Origin of the sequence: Rhizobium sp. AAP43 (assembly GCF_001296045.1) — a bacterium.
Taxonomy (GTDB): Bacteria; Pseudomonadota; Alphaproteobacteria; order Rhizobiales; family Rhizobiaceae; genus Allorhizobium.
The window spans coordinates 124,699-142,826 of record NZ_LJHS01000005.1; the positions used below are offsets into that span (position 1 = coordinate 124,699).

The 18,128-nt window shown below is 61.2% G+C and carries 19 protein-coding genes; 13 read left to right on the plus strand and 6 right to left on the minus strand.

Annotated features, from left to right (window positions below; translation table 11 throughout):
- Positions 1-13 precede the first annotated feature (13 nt).
- Positions 14-505, minus strand: a complete 492-nt coding sequence (locus tag IP76_RS04080) for a hypothetical protein (RefSeq protein ID WP_054156916.1) — start codon at positions 503-505, stop codon at positions 14-16.
- Between the two features lie 112 nt (positions 506-617).
- On the opposite strand from IP76_RS04080, the gene IP76_RS04085 reads away from it, so the two are divergent.
- The 7 genes from IP76_RS04085 (at position 618) to IP76_RS04115 (ending at position 8,190) form a co-directional block, all read left to right on the plus strand.
- Complete coding sequence (locus tag IP76_RS04085; RefSeq protein ID WP_054156917.1) at positions 618-1,004, plus strand: RidA family protein; 387 nt, start codon at positions 618-620, stop codon at positions 1,002-1,004.
- Positions 1,005-1,017: 13 nt separating this feature from the next.
- A complete protein-coding gene (locus IP76_RS04090; RefSeq protein ID WP_054156918.1) occupies positions 1,018-1,884 on the plus strand; it encodes a MurR/RpiR family transcriptional regulator in 867 nt (288 codons plus the stop codon).
- A 45-nt stretch (positions 1,885-1,929) separates the two neighbouring features.
- Complete coding sequence (locus tag IP76_RS04095) at positions 1,930-2,706, plus strand: SDR family oxidoreductase (RefSeq protein ID WP_054156919.1); 777 nt, start codon at positions 1,930-1,932, stop codon at positions 2,704-2,706.
- A gap of 24 nt (positions 2,707-2,730) precedes the next feature.
- The gene (locus IP76_RS04100) at positions 2,731-4,662 is read left to right on the plus strand and encodes a beta-N-acetylhexosaminidase (protein WP_054156920.1); all 1,932 of its coding nucleotides are present in this window, start codon (positions 2,731-2,733) and stop codon (positions 4,660-4,662) included.
- A gap of 10 nt (positions 4,663-4,672) precedes the next feature.
- Positions 4,673-6,115: a M81 family metallopeptidase gene (locus IP76_RS04105; RefSeq protein WP_054156921.1), complete on the plus strand. Its 1,443-nt coding sequence runs from the start codon at positions 4,673-4,675 to the stop codon at positions 6,113-6,115.
- A 63-nt stretch (positions 6,116-6,178) separates the two neighbouring features.
- Positions 6,179-7,447 carry an MFS transporter gene (locus tag IP76_RS04110; protein WP_082352399.1) on the plus strand — a complete coding sequence of 423 codons (1,269 nt, stop codon included), beginning with the start codon at positions 6,179-6,181 and terminating at the stop codon, positions 7,445-7,447.
- Positions 7,444-8,190, plus strand: a complete 747-nt coding sequence (locus IP76_RS04115) for a copper homeostasis protein CutC (protein WP_054156922.1) — start codon at positions 7,444-7,446, stop codon at positions 8,188-8,190. Before IP76_RS04110 ends, IP76_RS04115 begins: the two co-directional genes overlap by 4 nt.
- Here the strand turns inward: IP76_RS04115 and IP76_RS04120 are convergent.
- Entirely contained in the window at positions 8,177-10,189 is a 2,013-nt protein-coding gene (locus IP76_RS04120) for a bifunctional diguanylate cyclase/phosphodiesterase (protein WP_156318466.1), read from the minus strand. The genes IP76_RS04115 and IP76_RS04120 overlap by 14 nt on opposite strands.
- Before the next feature lie 169 nt (positions 10,190-10,358).
- On the opposite strand from IP76_RS04120, the gene IP76_RS04125 reads away from it, so the two are divergent.
- Positions 10,359-10,952, plus strand: coding sequence for a DUF922 domain-containing Zn-dependent protease (locus tag IP76_RS04125; RefSeq protein WP_245281380.1), 594 nt, complete (start codon positions 10,359-10,361; stop codon positions 10,950-10,952).
- A 39-nt stretch (positions 10,953-10,991) separates the two neighbouring features.
- On the opposite strand, the gene pcaF is transcribed toward IP76_RS04125, so the two are convergent.
- The 3 genes from pcaF to IP76_RS04140 are packed head-to-tail and all read right to left on the minus strand — an operon-like array spanning position 10,992 to position 13,615.
- Positions 10,992-12,197: a 3-oxoadipyl-CoA thiolase gene (pcaF, locus tag IP76_RS04130; protein WP_054156924.1), complete on the minus strand. Its 1,206-nt coding sequence runs from the start codon at positions 12,195-12,197 to the stop codon at positions 10,992-10,994.
- 12 nt (positions 12,198-12,209) lie between these two features.
- Positions 12,210-12,911 (minus strand): 3-oxoacid CoA-transferase subunit B, encoded by a 702-nt coding sequence (locus tag IP76_RS04135; RefSeq protein WP_054156925.1) that lies wholly within the window; start codon positions 12,909-12,911, stop codon positions 12,210-12,212.
- Positions 12,908-13,615 carry a 3-oxoacid CoA-transferase subunit A gene (locus tag IP76_RS04140; protein WP_054156926.1) on the minus strand — a complete coding sequence of 236 codons (708 nt, stop codon included), beginning with the start codon at positions 13,613-13,615 and terminating at the stop codon, positions 12,908-12,910. Before IP76_RS04140 ends, IP76_RS04135 begins: the two co-directional genes overlap by 4 nt.
- 136 nt (positions 13,616-13,751) lie before the next feature.
- On the opposite strand from IP76_RS04140, the gene IP76_RS04145 reads away from it, so the two are divergent.
- Positions 13,752-14,507 (plus strand): IclR family transcriptional regulator C-terminal domain-containing protein, encoded by a 756-nt coding sequence (locus IP76_RS04145; RefSeq protein ID WP_054157369.1) that lies wholly within the window; start codon positions 13,752-13,754, stop codon positions 14,505-14,507.
- Positions 14,508-14,510: 3 nt separating this feature from the next.
- Here the strand turns inward: IP76_RS04145 and pcaQ are convergent, their stop codons facing one another.
- Positions 14,511-15,434 carry a pca operon transcription factor PcaQ gene (gene pcaQ, locus IP76_RS04150; protein WP_054156927.1) on the minus strand — a complete coding sequence of 308 codons (924 nt, stop codon included), beginning with the start codon at positions 15,432-15,434 and terminating at the stop codon, positions 14,511-14,513.
- 96 nt (positions 15,435-15,530) lie between these two features.
- Here pcaQ and pcaD point away from each other — a divergent pair, with 96 nt between their 5' ends.
- From pcaD to pcaG, 4 genes are read left to right on the plus strand one after another with little or no spacing between them, the layout of a single operon-like run.
- Complete coding sequence (pcaD, locus tag IP76_RS04155) at positions 15,531-16,343, plus strand: 3-oxoadipate enol-lactonase (protein ID WP_054157370.1); 813 nt, start codon at positions 15,531-15,533, stop codon at positions 16,341-16,343.
- Positions 16,336-16,755, plus strand: a complete 420-nt coding sequence (gene pcaC / locus IP76_RS04160) for a 4-carboxymuconolactone decarboxylase (protein ID WP_054156928.1) — start codon at positions 16,336-16,338, stop codon at positions 16,753-16,755. The genes pcaD and pcaC overlap by 8 nt, the downstream gene beginning before the upstream one ends.
- Positions 16,748-17,497 carry a protocatechuate 3,4-dioxygenase subunit beta gene (pcaH, locus tag IP76_RS04165; RefSeq protein WP_054156929.1) on the plus strand — a complete coding sequence of 250 codons (750 nt, stop codon included), beginning with the start codon at positions 16,748-16,750 and terminating at the stop codon, positions 17,495-17,497. Before pcaC ends, pcaH begins: the two co-directional genes overlap by 8 nt.
- Complete coding sequence (gene pcaG, locus IP76_RS04170; RefSeq protein WP_054156930.1) at positions 17,497-18,111, plus strand: protocatechuate 3,4-dioxygenase subunit alpha; 615 nt, start codon at positions 17,497-17,499, stop codon at positions 18,109-18,111. Before pcaH ends, pcaG begins: the two co-directional genes overlap by 1 nt.
- Positions 18,112-18,128: the final 17 nt, after the last annotated feature.

The window sequence follows — 18,128 nt, forward strand, 5'->3', positions numbered from 1 at the left end:
AGAGGCGCTGAGATCAGCGCTTGCCCATCGGGTTGGGCAGGTAGCCGGTAAAGCCGGAGATCTTCCAGCGTCCTTCGTGCAGACGGCAGTAATACAGCGTCTGCCAGCGCATCACGTCCACTGTGCCGTCGGCCTTCTTGATGCCGCCGTCGAACTTCTTGCGCACCAGCGCCGTCTCACCAATCACCTCGATTTCCTCCAGGGTCGTCGTGGTGAAAATTGCGCCGCGCGGATCTTCGCCATAGCTCTGCTGGGCAAAGTCTTGCGCCTGCTTCAACCATTCATCGCGATAGGCGGCCAGGTTCGGAAAGGCGAGGGTCCATTTGTCGGCATCCTCTTCGCGATTGCCGCTGATGCCGATGAAGCCATCCTCGACGAAATCGCCTGCCACCATGCTCCAGTCGGCTGCCAGGAAGGCGTCGATGTCGCGGGGTACGAGCATCTCCCAGATCGCGTGGCGGGCAGTATCTTCAATTGCAAAAGGATTTTGGAAAGGATCGCGCATTTCGTCCCCACTTTGAAATTCTTTTCATAGATGTCGATTTTGTCTGGTCAAAATCCGTTTTTTGTGGTCGCTTGTCAACGATCGAAGAAAATAATTTGCATAAGAGGTGTCCATGACGATCAAGCGTTACGGGGCTGAGAAGGCCGGTGCCGGTGGTCAGCGTTTGCCTTTCGCGCGGGCTGTTGAGGCCGATGGCTGGCTGCATGTTTCCGGCCAGGTGGCCATGGAAGACGGCGAAATCATTTCCGGCGGCATCATCGAGCAGACCCACAAGACAATTGCCAATGTCCTCGCCATTCTCGATGAGGCTGGATATGGCGTCGAGCATGTCGTGCGCTGCGGCGTCTGGCTCGACGATCCCCGTGATTTCTGGACATTCAACAAGATCTACCAGCAGTACTTCGGCGAGCATCCGCCGGCGCGCGCCTGCGTGCAGGCCTCGATGATGGTCGATTGCAAGGTCGAGATCGACTGCATAGCCTACAAGCCTTCGAAATAGCAGAGGCAAGGGCATGGATATCTTCGCGCGGTTACAGGAAGAGGCGGGCCAGTTTTCGGCCTCAGAACAACGCATCGCGGATATTCTGCTCAACGCGTTTGATTTCGCGGTCAATGCCTCGATCATCGAGCTTGCCGAGCGTGCCGAAGTCTCGCCACCGACCGTGACGCGCTTCTGCAGACGTCTCGGCTGCCAGAACTTTGCCGATTTCAAGGTCAGTCTGGCACGTACGGCCTATGTCGGCGTGCGCTATCTCAATCCGGAGACGCAGAGCACGGAGCCGGCGGATGTCGCAACCGACGTGATCACCAAGGCGCAGAATGCGATGTTCATGGTCCATCGCGCGCTCGATCCGGTGATCCTCGACAAAGTTGCTGACCGGCTGGCACGGGCCGAAATGGTCTATGCCTTCGGTTCTGGCGGCAATTCCTCGATGATCTCAGGCGAGATCCAGAACCGGCTCTTCCGGCTCGGCTCGCGGGTCACGGCCTCTGCGGATCACAATATGCAACTGATGCTGACAGCCGCAGCCCGCTCGAACGATGTCTTGATCGGCTCGTCCTTTTCCGGGCGGAATGCCGAATTGGTCAACTGCTTCAATCTGGCTCGCGAGAACGGCATCACGACGATCGCGCTCACCCAGAGCGACAGCCCGGTCGCAAGGGCTTCCGAACTGGTTGTGGGCATCGATCTGCCGGAGGGCGAGAACATCTTCCGCCCAACCTCCACGCGCTTTGCCTATCTGGCTGTGGTCGATGTGATCGCCAGCCTTGTTGCCTACCGAAATCGAAAACAGTCGCAGGTCACCCTGCGCCATATCAAGCAGCAACTGGTTGAGCACCGCGACGGCGGCGATGACCGGCAACTTCTGGGAGACTAGTCTGATGCGCCTCATTTCGTCCTCCGAGCAGACCGGGATCCGCGTCTGATGCGCAGCGTGGCGGTTGTAACGGGTGCTGCCGGCGATATCGGGCGGGCGATTGCCAAGCGTCTGGCCGATAGCCATGACCTCGTCGTGCTGCTCGACCTGGATGGCGATGCCGCAGCCATGGCGGCAGCGTCGCTTGGAGACAATGATCGCTTCGTGCCACTTGCCTGCGATGTCACCAATGAGGTCGAACTTGGCCGCGCCGCATCTACCGTCGCTGCACTGGGCCTCGTCCACACGCTGGTGAACAATGCCGGCGCCGCCCGCGCCGTATCTCTTAGCGATACCGATGGCGATATCTGGCGTCGGGACAACGCGCTTAATCTCGAGGCACCATTCCTCTGCTTCCGCGCCTTCGAGGCAGCATTGAAGGAAAGCCATGGCGCGCTGGTCAACATTGCCTCGGTCAATGGCATGGCCGTGTTCGGCCATCCGGCCTATAGCGCGGCGAAAGCGGGCCTCATCCATCTCACCAAGCTGATCGCTGTTGAATACGGCAAGTTCGGCATTCGCGCCAATGCGGTGGCACCCGGCACGGTGCGCACGCAGGCCTGGGAGGCGCGGGCGAGCGCCAATCCGCAAGTCTTTGAAGAGGCCAAGCGCTGGTACGCGCTTCGCCGCATCGCGACGGCGCAAGACGTGGCCAATGCCGTCTATTTTCTCGCTAGCGAGCAAGCCGCCGCCATTACCGGCGTGTGCCTACCGGTCGATTGCGGCCTGACGGCCGGCCAGGCCGAGCTTGCCCGCACCTTTTCACAATCCGACAATTATTGATTTTCCAAAGCCGGGAGCATCACCATGGCAACAGCTGTCCAGTTTCGCCTCGAAAACACCTGGGTTCCCGTCGAGGGCGATCCGTGTGGCGCTTTCGTTTTCACTCTCATCAACCTGTCCGATGTTTCGATCGATGGTTTCAAGCTCGCCTATACGTCTTTGACGCGCGTGAAGGATATCGAAGAGCCGGTCTGCGAGAACGCCACCTTCCTCAAGCGCAATGCGAATTTCCATCAGTTCGCCCCGCCAGCCGGCTTCGTGCTTCAGCCGGGTGCATCCTGGAGCTTCCGGGTCGGCGGTCTGTGGCGTCCGGCAAAACACAGGACGGATGGCGCGAAGTCTGCCTATCTCACCCTGTCGTCCGGCCAGCATGCCGCAGTCGCAGTGGCCGATCTGATGCTGGGTGGTGACCACAGCGCGCCGCCGCCAGCGCTCCTGCCGGAGGGCAAAGTCACCGAGCCCTTCGCCATGCTGCCCTGGCCGGCCTCGGTCGCGCTCGTTGCGGGCGAGGGTTTCCCAGTTGCGCTTTATCCCGCTGACGGCGCATCGCTTGTCGAGTTGCGCGCCGTCGAGAATGTGCTGCGGCTGTTCTGCCGCCTCTTCCCGGTCGGTCATGCGCCGCTCTCGCTTGCCAGAGTGCATGAAGGGCGGGCTGTGTCATTGTCCGCAGATGACAGCCTCGGCGCTTCTGCCTATGCGCTCACCTTCGCTGCCGATGAAATTGCGCTCCGCTATGGCGATGTGGCGGGGCTTCAATATGCGCTGACCCTGCTTGCCCAGATGCTGCATGGCGCGCGCATGCAGCCCGATATCTTCCGCTTCCCCGCCTCCGGCACGATTTCCGATGCGCCGCGCTATGATTGGCGCGGCTGCCATCTCGATGTCTCCCGCCAGTTCTATCCGGTCGATGACGTCAAGCGGTTGATCGATATCCTGGCCTGGTTCCGGATGAACACCTTTCACTGGCACCTCTCCGATGACGAGGCTTGGCGTCTGGAAATCAAGGCCTTCCCTCAACTGACCACGCTGGGCGTGCTTCGGGGACCGGACGAACCACTCCTGCCGCAGCTCGGCAATGGCGTTGATCCGGTCGGCGGTTTTTACTCCCAGGAGGATGTGAAGGATATCGTTGCGCATGCCGGTGCGTTGCAGGTCGAGGTCGTTCCAGAGATCGACATTCCCGGCCACAGCACCGCAACGTTGGTCGCACTGCCGGAGCTCGTTGATGGTCAGGAAGCACCCGACAGCTACCGCTCGGTCCAGGGATATCCCAACAACGCGCTCAATCCGGCGATTGAATACACCTATGAAGTCCTCGGCAAGGTGTTCGACGAGATGGTCGAACTCTTCCCGTCCAGGCTGATCCATATCGGTGGCGACGAAGTGGCCGCCAATACCTGGATGGCATCGCCGCTCGCCAGGAAGCTGATGGAGAGGCAAGGCATCGAGGGTACCTTCGGCCTGCAGAGCTATTTCATGAAGCGCATTCAGGTGATGCTCTCCGAGCGCGGCCGCAAGCTCGCGGGCTGGGACGAAGTCAGCCATGGCGGCGGCGTCGATCCGGATGGTACGCTCTTGATGGCCTGGCAGAAGCCGGAGGTCGGACTTGAACTGGCAAAACTGGGCTATGACGTCGTCATGACGCCGGGCCAGGCCTATTATCTCGACATGGTGCAGGACGAAGCCTTCCAGGAGCCGGGCGCGAGCTGGGCCGGCACCGTGCCTCCGCAGCATACCTACACCTATGAGGCGGTCGCCGAGTTCCCGCCGGAACTGGCCGCCCGCATGCGCGGTGTGCAGGCCTGTATCTGGTGTGAGCACTTCCTGACGCGGGACTATTTCAACCATCTCGTTTTCCCGCGTCTTCCGGCCATCGCAGAAGCCGCCTGGACGCCGAGGGAAAACAAGGACTGGCTGCGCTTTGCCGCCATCGTCCGTTTGAGCCCCCGCTACTGAGGATCGATTCATGACACTTCGCATCGCCGTCGGCGGCATCCACACCGAATGCTCGACCTCATCGCCCGTTCTCATGCAGCCAGAGGATTTCCGCGTGCTGCGGGAGGGTGAGCTTCTGGGGGCCGAGTATTTCAATTTCCTCGATGCCGAAGGCGTTGAGCATCTGCCGCTCCTCCATGCCCGCGCCACGCCCGGCGGCCCTCTGGCGCGCGCCACCTATGAGGGGTTCAAAGCAGAATTCCTCGACCGCCTGAAAGCGGCACTGCCGGTCGATGGTCTTTATCTTGCCATGCATGGCGCGATGAATGTCGAGGGCATGGACGATGCCGAAGGCGACTGGATTGCGGCGGCTCGTTCTGTCGTTGGTCCCGAGGTGATCGTGGCTGCAAGCTATGACCTGCATGGCAATGTCAGCCAGAGGATTATCGATCAGCTCGATATATTCGCCGGTTATCGCACGGCGCCGCATATCGATGTGCGCGAAACTATGGTGCGGGCCTGGTCGATGTTGGTTCGCGCCCTGACGACGGGCGAGCGTCCGGGCGTCGCATGGGCGCCCGTGCCGGTGCTGCTGCCTGGCGAGCGGACCTCGACCGAAGACGAGCCGGCGAAGAGCCTCTATCTGAAACTCCCGGAACACGATGCCGTGCCCGGTATCTGGGACGCCAATCTGATGGTCGGTTATGTCTGGGCAGACGAGCCGCGGGGCACGGCCTGTGCCGTCGTGACGGCTGTCGACAAGGCGGCTGCTGAGACGGTCGCCACTGCCATTGCCCAGTCCTACTGGGATGCACGCGAAGACTTCCGCTTCGGTCCGGTCACCGGTCCGCTGGACGCCATGCTGGAGATCGCCGCCAAGACCGAGACACGACCGATCATCCTTGCCGATTCCGGTGACAATCCGACCGGTGGCGGCGTCGGCGACCGCGCCGATGTGCTGGCTGCTCTCATTCGGGAACAGGCAGAGGATGTGCTGATCGCCGGGATCACCGACCGTCCCGCCGTCGACGCCTGCTTTGCTGCGGGTGAGGGCGCTCGGCTCTCGCTCAAGATCGGCGGTGCGCTCGATCCGGCAAGCCCGTCCGTGATTGCCGATGTCGAGGTGATCAGACTCGATGCGCCCGGCGCGGATGCCGACAGGCAGGTGGTGGTGTGGATCGGCGGCATCACGCTGGTGCTTGCCGCCAAGCGTCGGCCCTATCACAATATCGCGGATTTCGAACGGCTTGGTCTTGATCCAAAGACGGTCAGGCTGCTTGTGGTCAAGTCAGGCTATCTCTCGCCAGAACTGGCGCCGATCGCCAATCCCAACCTCATGGCGCTGACCGATGGCGTGATCAACCAGGATATCGAGAACCAGACGAGCCAAAGGCGGCATCAGCCGACCTATCCCTTCGTCAAGGATTTCGCGTATAGCCCGGTGGTTCATTTCTCTCAGCGATTCCCGGCCTGATATTTGCAGCAAGATCACGACTGCCGCCCGTCGGTGGCAGTCACATCATTTTTGAGTTCATCGATGTCGTCGACGCTTTCGCTTCTCTTTCGGCATCCGCCCATCCGGGTGAGTGCGCTCGCCATCTTCTTCTTCGGTTTCACCGGGGCCGCGACATCACCCTATATGTCGCTGATCGGGATCCGGGAGCTTGGGCTGTCAGACGCCGTCTATTCGGCGATCATCTTCACGGCAGCGCTCGTCAATGTCAGCGCCAGCGTCACCGCCGGCATTGTCGCCGACCGTCTCGGCCGTTTTCGCTCCTCGATGATCGCGGCCGCTCTTTTCGGCGTGGTCGGTTTCGGCATGGTCTATGTCTTTCCGACAGCGCCCGTCTTCGTCGTTGCAACCCTGATCTTCCTCCCGATCTTCGGCGCGCTCAACTCGCTGATCTTCGCGCATGTGCGCACCTCCTCATCAGGCATGTCGGCCCGCGAACTGATGGCGGTGAACTCCGCCATCCGGGCCGTGCTGTCGGCCTCCTGGGTTCTGGTGCCGGGCCTTGTTGGCATTGTGCTTGCCGGTGCGCCCAGCATGTTGCCGGCCTTTCTGCTCGCGAGCCTCGCCTGCTGCATTTGCGTCGCCCTGTTCACCTTTGGTGTGAAGGAGCAAACGCCGGTGGCGGGGCTGACCAAGAGTGTCGACCATTCCTTTCTCCGCTCGCTGGGGCAGATTGCAGCACCGCCGGTGCTGGTCCGGCTGCTCGCCATCGCGCTCATTTCCTCCATGCTGCATGTCAACGGTACGGTGCTGCCGCTGATCGTTACTGGGGCGGCTGGGGGCAGTGCCGCAGATGTTGGCATCATCGTCGGCATCGTTGCCTTTCTCGAGATCCTCTTCATCCTGTTCTGGGGGTGGGTCGAGGCTCGCGCATCGCCCATCTTTGCCGTCGGGGTTGGGGCGTCGATCTATTGCAGCTACCTCGTTTTTCTCGGCTTTGCCGACAGCCGGGTCGACGTCTACGTCTTGACCCTCGTCAGCGGTCTCGGCGCGGCCGCAATCATCGCCGTGCCGATCAGCTATCTGCAGAACCTGATCGCCGACCGGGCTGGTCTCGGCAGCTCGCTGATCGCGGTGAACATCTTTGTCAGCGGTGGATTGAGTTCGCTTCTGTTTGCAACGGGCACCAGCCTCAGCGACTATTCGGGCACGGCGCTGATTGGTGCCTTGGCCGGACTGTGCGGGGTTGCCCTCCTCTGGTTCCTTGACGGCTCGGCGTCCCGGATGCGGCGCAAGCCTGAGGTGGCACAAGGCGGCGATCCGCTGGTTGCGGGTGAGGGGGAAACTGCATGATGCCGTCATTGCTGGAAATCTGCGTCGATGATGCTGAAGGGCTTCAGGCTGCGGTTCGTGGTGGGGCCGATCGCATCGAACTCTGTTCCGCCCTCGATGCGGGAGGCCTGACCCCGTCTGCCGGGCTGATGCACCTTGCAGCGAGACAGCCACTGCCCGTCCATGCGCTGATCCGGCCGCGTTCTGGCGATTTCCACTATCAAGCGTCCGAAATCGACATCATTCTAGACGATATCCGGGTGGCGAAAGAGGTGGGGCTTGCCGGCGTTGTCATCGGAGCTGCCCAGACCGATGGGCGGCTGGATCCTGCGGTGCTCGAAAGTCTGGTTGATGCCGCATCCGGCATGGATCTGACCCTGCACCGGGCCTTCGATCTTGCACCGGACCTCACACAGGCTCTTGATCTCGCCATCGCCCTCGGCTTCAAGCGGATTTTGACGTCCGGTGGCGCCCGTCATGCCGTGACAGGGCTTGCCGAACTGTCGAGGATCGCAGCTGCGGCCGCTGGGCGGATATCGATCATGCCGGGCGGCGGTGTGCGGCCGGAGAATGCGGCGGCTTTCCTGTCGATCCCCGGCATTGTCGAACTGCATGCGTCTTGCAGCCAGCCGGTGGCGGTTGCTGCGCGTCTTGTTGAGTTCGGTTTCGAAAGTCGCGACCGGCGCCGGACGGACGAGGAAACCGTCCGTCAGTTGAAGCAGGAAATGCAGCGGCTGGCAGACGCCCCCGTCAGGATATCCTGACCAGGGGCATTTCGGCGGGTGTCTGTGCGAATGTCTCTTCGGCCGTGATCGGCTTGCTCACATAGTAGCCCTGTACCGAGCTGACGCCGAGCGCCCGCAGAACCTGCAGTTCCTCCAGCGTTTCCACGCCCTCGGCAATCGCATCGAGTTCCATATCCGCGCTCAGCGCCAGGACAGACTTGACGATTTTGTAGCTCGTCTTGCGCTGGTGGATGTTGCGCACAAAGCTGCCGTCGATCTTGATTTTGGTCAGTGGCAGCTTGTGGACGTGATTGAGGCTGGAGAAGCCCGTACCGAAGTCGTCGAGGGCGATGCCGGCACCGAGTTCACGCAGCAGCTGGATAGAGGCGCTGGCCTGTTCGAAGTCGTGCATGATCGCCGTCTCCGTCACCTCAAAGTTGATGCGGGCCGGATTGAAGCCGCTCTTCAGCACGATCGCGACGATCTTCAGACAGTTATCCGGTGAGCTGAGGTCGTGGGGCGAGAGATTGAACGAGAGATAGACATCCTTCGGCCAATTCGCGGCAACAGCGAGTGCCCGCTCCAAGAGGATGCGGGTCATCATCGTAATGCGACCATTGTGTTCGGCGACCGGAATGAATTCCGCCGGAGAGACAGACCCAATGCGCGGGCTCTGCCAGCGGGCAAGCGCCTCATAGCCGGTGCAGCTTAAGTCGTCCGCATGGCTGATCGGCTGGTAGACCAGATAGAGTTCGCGCTCCAGGTCGGCTGCGATCATTGCGTCTTCGACGATCTTCTGGCGTGTCAGTTCGTCCGCCTGCACCGCGTTGAAGATGACCGATCCGGCCCGGTGGCGGCGTTTGGCCGTATAGAGGGCATAGTCGGCTCGCTCGTAAATTTCCTGGCCCGAACCGCCGACATCCGGATAGATGGCAAAGCCGACCGATGCCGTCACCTGTACAAGGCCGCTGCCGATATTGATTCTATTGGCGATCAGGTCGCAGATCGTCTGGCCCAGCGCTGTGACACGGCCTTCTGATGCATCACCTTCGAGCAAAAGGGCAAACTCATCGCCGCCAAGGCGATAGACGGTCAGTCTGCTTTCGGTGATGCCGCCGAGGCGCAGGCCGATCTCGGCGAGAACCTTGTCGCCAGCTGCGTGACCATACATGTCGTTGACGGGTTTGAAGCCGTCGAGATCGATCACGCCGACAGCGAGGCGTTCGCCGCTCTGGCGTGCCCGTGCGAAGGCCCGTTCCAGCATCTGGAAGAAGCTGCGACGATTGGCAAGCTGCGTCAGTGTGTCGAGATTGGCCAGGCGCAGGTTCTCATCGGACAGGGCCTGCATGGCCTTGTTTTGATCCTGAAGCGCTTTCTGCTGCTGCAGAAGCACGTGGCGGGATTCGTTCAAGGTCCGAAAGTCGCGATACTGGTCCAGAAGGATCATGATCATCGGAATGGTGACGAGAATGACATTGATCCCCGTCGCGATGAAGGTCGGTTCGCCCGTCAGGCACATGGCGACGAAGAAGGGGATTGTCACCGTTACCGTCACCATCATGGCGGCGGAGCGCAAATGCATCAGACTGAAGATACAGCCGATGACCGTGATTGCCATGAAGAAGGCGACATGTGCTCTCTGATATGCATCGCCATAGGGCAGGACCGATAGTGCCCAGAGGGTGCAGACCACGGCAATCGGGAAGGACAGGATGTTCGTCGCGCGCAATTGCCGATAGGCCTGCTCTGCAGTCCGGCTGACCTTGCGACTTTTCAACCAGATGAGCGAGCGGGCGAAGAACACCAATACGAGGAATGCCGGGACATAGGTGACCAAGGCTGCAGGTGCCGTACCCTGGTGCGTCCAGGCGAGCGACAGCATATTCGTTCCCAGAATAAAATAGAGCAGCGGGACCTGTTTGGAAAAGGCGCCGAACTGGGCGAGCGTCAGCTCCGGATTGTCATTCGGTACCTTCAACAATCGGATCGCGCTGACCAAGATCCTGCGCATGCGGCCCATCATGGTATCATCCGTCACTCGGACTACACCTCCTGAAAGTGGTAGTTTTGCACACTCTACAACAGAAGATCTTAACTTAGCGCAAAGCGTTTTCGCAGGATCTGGCAATACGTGTATGCCCTGTCCTGGTTGCTGCTGCCGCAATTCGTCGCTATGGCAAACCTCCCAGCAACGGAGGCTCCCCCGCGTGATCAAGCAGGCAATTATCTCACTCGTGGCGGCGGCAAGTCTCTTTGGGAGCAATGTCTCGGCTCAAAGCTGGGAGCCGATCGAAAAAATTGAGCATTACTCGATCAAGGGAACGGCTCCGATGGAGCTTTACCAATCGATCGGCGAGCGCGGCCCCAAACTCGGTCTCGGTCGGGTGATTGCCCATACGAGTTTCAAGCTCACCTGGCAGCGGGACTATCAGCAGCAGGGTGCTGATTGCGTGCTGGCAACGGCCAAGCCAAAGCTCATCATCACCTATACCTTGCCGAAACCCACACAGAAACTGCCGTCCAATGTTCAGGCGAAGTGGGATCGTTTCTATGACGGGATCGCGGCGCATGAAAAGCTGCATGGACAGTTCATGCAGGACCTGACGCAGCAGATTCAGGATGTCTCGATCGGCCTCAGTGCCCAGAATGACCCTGGCTGCAAGAAGGTCCGTGCAGCACTTCAGGCGCAGCTCAAACCGATCTCGGATGCGCATGGCGCACGCCATAGCGAATATGATCAGGTCGAGATGTCACCGGGTGGCGCGGTCCATCAGCTGATCCTGACCTTCCTCAACCCCTGAAGCGAAAAAGGCGCCCCTATGGGGCACCTTGTTGTGGTATCAGACCCGTTCAAGGGCGATCGCGATGCCCTGGCCGACACCGATACACATGGTGGAGAGCGCATAGCGCCCACCGATTTCCCTGAGTTCCAGCGCTGCCGTTCCGGCGATGCGGGCGCCCGACATGCCGAGCGGGTGACCAAGCGCAATCGCGCCACCGTTGCGGTTGACGCGCGGGTCGTCGTCGGCAATGCCGAGATCGCGGAGTGTGGCGATCCCTTGGGAGGCAAAGGCTTCGTTCAGTTCGATGACGTCGATCTGCTGCTGCGTCAGGCCTAAGCGGGCGAGCAGTTTCTTCGAGGCCGGGGCTGGGCCGAAGCCCATGATGCGCGGCGGAACGCCCGCGGTCGCACCACCCAGGATGCGGGCGATGGGGTTGAGGCCGTATTTCTTTACGGCAGCTTCCGAAGCGATGATCAGGGCGGCGGCTCCGTCATTGACGCCCGAGGCATTGCCGGCGGTGACGGTGGCGCCGTCCATCTTGTTGACCGGCTTCAGCTTGGCGAGCGCCTCGACAGAGGTTGCGCGCGGGTGCTCGTCACGGTCAACGATGATGGGGTCACCCTTGCGCTGCGGTACGGTGACATCAACGATTTCCTTCGCCAGCCGGCCATTTGCTTGCGCTTCCGCCGCCTTTGCCTGGCTGCGCACGGCAAAGGCATCCTGATCCTCGCGGGAAACCTTGAAATCGATTGCGACGTTATCGCCGGTCTCCGGCATGGAATCGACGCCATACTGCTTCTTCATCAGTGGATTGACGAAGCGCCAGCCGATAGTCGTGTCGTAGATCTCGGCATTGCGGGAGAAAGCTGTCTCGGCCTTGGGCATGACGAAGGGGGCACGGCTCATGCTTTCGACGCCGCCTGCGATCATCAGTTCTGCCTCACCGGCCTTGATGGCGCGGGCGGCGGTGATGACCGCATCCATGCCGGAGCCGCAGAGGCGGTTGATCGTGGTGCCCGTCACAGAGACCGGAAGGCCGGCCAGCAGCAGTGACATACGGGCAACGTTGCGGTTGTCTTCGCCGGCCTGGTTGGCGCAGCCGTAGATCACGTCCTCGACGGCTTCCCAATCGATGCCGGCGTGGCGCTCCATCAGTGCCTTCAGCGGCACGGCGCCGAGATCATCGGCCCGGACGGAGGAGAGCGATCCGCCGAAACGGCCGATGGGCGTGCGGATGTAGTCGCAGATAAAGGCTTCGGTCATGGCTTCTACTCCTTACAGCGCGGGCACGACGAGGTCGGCGACCGGACCGTCCGTATGCAGCTTGGCGCCGGTCATGGCCTGCAGTTCGTCCATCGACATGGCGGCAAGCTTTTCGCGTACGACAAACTTGCCGTCGACGATGTCGATCACGGCATGACTCGTATAGACGCGGGTGATGCAGCCGACGCCAGTCAGCGGGAAGCTGCAGCGCTCGACGAGCTTCGGCTTGCCGTCCTTGGTGACATGTTCGGTGATGACGACGACCTGCTTGGCACCGTGTACCAGATCCATGGCGCCGCCGACGGCGGGAACGCCCTTGGAGCCGACGCGCCAGTTGGCGAGGTCACCGTTTTCGGCCACCTGATAGGCGCCGAGGATCGCGACATCGAGATGGCCGCCGCGGACCATGGCGAAGCTGTCGGCATGGTGGAAAAAGGCTGCACCCGGCTTCAGCGTGATCGCCTTCTTGCCGGCATTGATCAGGTCCCAGTCCTCTTCGCCGGCGGCAGGCGCTTCGCCGAAGTTCAGCACGCCATTTTCGGTATGAAAGATCGCTTCACGGCCGGGTGGCTGGAACTTGGCCACCATTTCGGGGAAGCCGATGCCGAGGTTCACATAGGCGCCGTCCTCGATGTCCTGGGCCGCGCGCCAGGCGATCTGGGCATTGGAGAGCTTGATATCCTCGCGGGTGTCGATGGCTGGGGCTTCGGTCATGCGTAAACCACTCCGGCGCGGATCAGCGCTTCTTCCTGTTGCGGGTTTTCGACTTCAACAACCCCATCGACGAAGATGCCGGGGGTGATCACCTGTTCGGGGTCGATGCCGCCGGGTGGGACGATCTTGGACACCTGGGCGATGGTCTTGGCAGCGGCCATGCACATCAGCGGATTGAAGTTGCGGCCAGCCATCCGGTAGGTCAGGTTGCCCATGGTATCGCCGAGATGCGCCTTGACGATGGCAAAATCGGCCTTCAGCCAGCGTTCCTGCACGTATTTGCGGCCATCGAACTCCGCAATGACCTTGCCTTCGGCCAGTTCCGTGCCGAAGCCTGTCGGCGTGTAGAAGGCCGGGATGCCGGCGCCGCCTGCGCGTATACGCTCTGCAAGCGTGCCTTGCGGAACCAGTTCCAGCTCGATCTCGCCCGCCAGATATCGGTCGGTAAAAGCGCGGGGGTCGGAAGAGCGCGGGAAGGAGCAGATCATCTTTTTGACCATGCCAGCGTCGATCATGGCCGCAATGCCGATGCGACCATTGCCGGCATTGTTGTTGATGACCGTCAGGTTCTTCGGGCCCTTGTCGATGAGCGCGTGGATGAGCTCGATCGGTGCGCCGGAGCCGCCGAAGCCTCCGATCATGACGGTGGCACCATCGCCGATGCCGGCCACCGCTTCCGCCAGGTTTGCAATTGTCTTGTCCATGGGAACTCCCGTTTCCTCTGGTTGCGGCCAGCCGCATCGTCACCTCAGACCTAAGCCAAGCGACGGATAGACAGCAAGAGTTTTGTGCGATATGCGATTTTTGTTCGATTATCGCACGGAAAGATCGAGGATGGCGATGGGTGAGCGCGATCTGATGGGGGGCTTTGCCAAGGGCCTCAAGGTCATCGAAGCCTTCGGGCCGGAGCGCCAGAGGCTGAGCATCACCGAGGCGGCGGAGATCAGCGGGCTTGACCGGGCGACTGCACGGCGTTGTCTGCTGACACTCGCCGATCAGGGATATGCGGATTATGACGGCAAGTTCTTCGCGCTGACGCCCAAGGTCTTGCGGCTCGGCCATGCCTGGCTTTCGGCAACGCCGCTTCCGATCCTGCTGCAGCCCCATCTCGACCAGTTGTCGGAGATCGTCGGGCATAGCGCCTCCGCCTCGGTGCTGGATGGCACCGAGGTCGTCTATATCGCCCGCGCATCGCAGAAGCGGGTCATGTCGATCAACCTGATGCCCGGATCCCGCCTGCCTGCCTATAGTGCCTCGATGGGGCGTGTCCTGCTTGCGGCCCTGTCCGACACCGACGTCGCTACCATTCTCGATGCATCGGTTCTCAAGGCGCATACGGTGCATACGCTGACGGAGAAATCTGCGCTCATGGCGGAGATCGCCCGGGTGCGCAGCCAGGGTTATGCGGTGATCGATCAAGAGTTGGAAATCGGTCTCTGCTCGATCGCCGTGCCTGTTCGCAATGAGCGCGGACGTGTGGTGGCCGCGATCAATGTCGGTGCACCGGCGGCTGTTCTTCCGGCCTCAGAGCTTGGTCTACACTGTCTTGGCCCCATGCAGGCGCTGCAGGCGCGGCTGCGCACCATGCTTGCCTGAGTGTCATGCCGCCGCAGTGTTCCGTGCCACTTCGCGGATTGTGCGCATCAGCAGTGCCAGTGGCATGGAGGGAATGGAATCCGAACGGACGGTCAAGCCCACCGGTCCCCTGGTTTCGCTGGTGTCGAACGGCAGGGCCTTGAGCTTACCATCGGCAATGTCAGTTGCGACGACACCGGCGGAAATGATCCAGATCGCATCGGTCTGGCGCACGAAGGCGCGACCGAAACTGTCAGAGACGGTCTCGATCTGGGTCGGCAGGCCGGAAATGCCGTTGGCAATCAGGAAGCGCTCGACAAAGGGCCGGATGATCGAGGCGCGTGTCGGCATGAGCACCGGATACCGGTCCAGCGCGGCGAAGACGCCCGGGCCCTCATCGAGCATGGGATGGCCGTCGCGGACGCAGAAGATGACCTGCTCCGAATAGAGATGTTCAAACGAGAATCCCGCCATCTGTTCCGGTGCGGCAAGGCGGCCTACCACGAGATCGAGATCGCCGACCCGCAATTGTTCGAGCAGGACCGCGTTTTCACCTGTGACGATCTTGATCCGGGCCGAGACATCCTCCTTGAGGAAAAGCGTCATCGCCTGCGGCATGATATGCGTCGAAACCGTGGGAAGGGCGCCGATGCGGATGGGCGGTGCATCGGCATGCAGCGCATGCGAGACGCTGTCAAAGCCTTGCCTCAGTGCCGTCAGCGCCGCACCGGCGTGCTTGAGAAAGGCTTCGCCATAGCGGGTAATGCGGATGCCGCGACCGTCCCGCTCGAAGACGGCTACGCCGAGCACGTCTTCCAGTTCGCGGATGGTCTTGGTGACCGCAGGCTGGCTGACATGCAGAAGTCCAGCTGCCTTCATTACGCTTTTCTGCCGGGCGACCTCGACGAATGTCTGGAGATGGCGAAACTTGATGCGGTTGTCGATCATTCGATTCCATAACCATTTGGTTAGGTGTAGCGTCCAAAACGTCATTTTACCGAACCAAACAGCATGCGCAATATGTCGCCGAGAGAGGAGCCCGCCGTGCAATTCGTAGATATCAATGGCCTTGCGCTGCATTATCAGATCATCGGCGGACCGGCACATCGCCCAGTGCTGGTGTTCGTCAATTCGCTTGGAACCGATTTTCGGATCTGGCGTGACGTCCTGGTGCGGCTGGCCGGTGACTATCCGCTGCTGGCCTATGACAAGCGTGGCCATGGTCTCTCGGATGTCGGGTCAGCGCCCTACACAATCGGCGATCACGTTGATGACCTTGTCGGGCTTCTCGAACATCTGAAGATCGAAAATGCCGTGATCTGCGGCCTTTCCGTCGGTGGTCTGATCGCCCAGGGTCTCTATGCCCACCGTCCCGATCTCGTCAGGGCACTGGTTCTCTGCGATACGGCCCACAAGATCGGCACGACGGACGCCTGGAATGCCCGGATTGCTGCCGTCGAGGAGGCCGGGATCGAGAGCATTGCCGATGCCGTGATGGAGCGCTGGTTTACACCTGGCTTCCGGCAGGCCGACAATCCGGCACTTCCGGGCTATCGCAACATGATGAGCCGCCAGCCGGCGGACGGTTATACCGGAACCTGCGCTGCTATTCGCGATGCCGATTTTACCGAGGCAGCGGCCCGAATTGCTGTTCCGACGCTTTGCGTGGTGGGCGATCAGGATGGCGCGACGCCGCCGGATCTGGTGCTGTCGCTTGCCCGGCTCATTCCCTCGGCGCGCTATGAGGTGATCCGCGACGCCGGCCACATTCCCTGCGTCGAGCAGCCCGAAGCGCTGACCGCCGTCATCGAAGCCTTCCTTGCAATGGTCGTCTCTGGAGATGCGCCCCATGGCTGAGAGCCGTTACCCGTCCGAACGCTACCGACAGGGCATGGTGACCCGTCGTTCCGTACTCGGTGATGCCCATGTCGATCGTGCTTCTCAGTCGGCGACCACCTTCGATGCGCCATTTCAGGAGATGATCACCGAGGGTGCGTGGGGGACGGTCTGGTCACGCCCGACCTGGAGCAAGCGCGAGCGGTCCATGGTGACCATTGCGCTTCTGGCGGCACTTGGCCATGACGAGGAGGTTGCGATGCATATCCGGGCGACGGCCAATACGGGGGCCAGCCGCGACGATATCTGCGAAGCGCTGCTGCATGTTGCTGTCTATGCCGGCGTGCCGGCGGCCAACCGGGCCTTCAAGATCGCCAAGACCGAGTTTCAAAAGATGGATTCCGAACCGTCCGGAGGAGGGCGCGATGACTGATCCTTCCAACAACAAGCCTGAAACCGGGGCCTTCTTCGCCCGCGACCGCGACTGGCATCCGCCAGCGTTGACTCCGACCTACAAGACATCCGTGCTGCGATCACCGCAGAAGGCATTGCTGTCGCTCGATGGGACCAAGTCCGAAATCACCGGCCCCGTCTTCGGTCATTCCATGCTGGGCGAACTCGACAACGATCTGATCCACAATTTCGCCAAGCCCGGTGAGAGCGCCATCGGCGAACGGATTATCGTGCATGGCCGTGTACTCGATGAGCGCGGACGACCGGTGCCGGGCGCGCTTCTGGAGTTTTGGCAGGCCAATGCAGGCGGGCGTTATCGCCACAAGAAGGAAAGCTATCTCGCTGCCCTCGACCCCAATTTCGGTGGCTGCGGGCGCACGATCACCGACGAGAATGGCTATTACGCCTTTCGGACAGTGAAGCCGGGTCCATATCCCTGGCCCAACGGCGTCAATGACTGGCGGCCGGCGCATATTCATTTCTCCATCTTCGGACATGGTTTTGCCCAGCGCCTGATCACCCAGATGTATTTCGAGGGCGATCCGATGATCTGGAAATGTCCGATCGTGATGACGATTCCCGACCGAGCGGCCATCGAGCAATTGGTCGCAGCGCTCGATTGGGCGGCGACAATCCCGATGGATGCGCGGGCCTACAAGTTCGACATCATTTTGCGTGGGCGTCGGTCAACGCTGTTTGAAAACCGGATGGAGGGAAACTGATGGTTCAGGGTCTCGACTATCTCAAGGAAAGCCCGTCGCAGACTGCAGGCCCGTACGTGCATATCGGCCTCACGCCGAACTTTGCCGAGATCAAGGGCGTCTATCCCGTCGACCTCGGCACCACCATGGTCAACGACAAGACACTCGGTGAGCGCATCGCCGTGACCGGCCGCGTGATCGATGGCGCCGGCACGCCGCTGAAGGACGCACTCATCGAGATTTGGCAGGCGGATGCGGCTGGCTTTTACAACAGCCCGTCGGAGACGCGTGGCAGTGCGGACCCGAACTTCACCGGCTGGGGGCGCTGCCCCTGTGATCTGACCAGCGGCGAATACCAGTTCGAGACGATCAAGCCCGGCCGGGTGCCTTTTCGCGATGGTCGCCTGATGGCGCCGCATATCTCGTTCTGGATCGTCGCCCGCGGCATCAATCTCGGCCTCAACACGCGGATGTATTTCGCCGACGAAGAGGCGGCCAATGCCGAAGATCCGGTGCTAGCCCGCATCGAGCACAGGGTTCGCGTGCCAACGCTGATTGCAGAGCCGAACGGTTCGACTTACCACTTCGACATCCACCTGCAGGGGGAGAAGGAAACCGTCTTCTTCGATATCTGACGGCAAAGGCGAGACCC